Origin of the sequence: Cupriavidus sp. SIMBA_020, from assembly GCF_046535395.1 — a bacterium.
GTDB lineage: Bacteria > Pseudomonadota > Gammaproteobacteria > Burkholderiales > Burkholderiaceae > Cupriavidus > Cupriavidus campinensis.
The window spans coordinates 1-229 of the sequence record NZ_JAWRWU010001853.1 but is presented as its reverse complement, the minus strand read 5'-3'; the positions used below and the strand labels follow the sequence as shown (position 1 = coordinate 229).

1 protein-coding gene is annotated in these 229 nt (G+C 62.9%); it reads right to left on the bottom strand.

What is annotated here, in order from left to right; genetic code table 11:
• Window positions 1–229, bottom strand: a 229-nt coding sequence (locus SB751_RS36010) for a BMP family ABC transporter substrate-binding protein (protein WP_410749728.1), incomplete at both ends; no start/stop codon positions are given.

The following is a 229-nucleotide window of genomic DNA, read 5'->3' as shown; positions in this document are numbered from 1 at the left end:
CAGATAACCTTGGTGCGAACCTTCGGGTTCACCGAACGCGCGCCCATCGTGAAGGCGTCGATATTGCGCACGACTTCGGGCACCGGCACCGAGCCGACGAAACCGAGCGTGTTGGACTTCGTCGTGTAGCCCGCCACCACGCCCGCGAGGTACGCGCTCTGATACGTGCGCACGTCATAGGTCGCGAAGTTCGGCGCTTTCTTGTAGCCCGTCGCGTGCATGAACACGG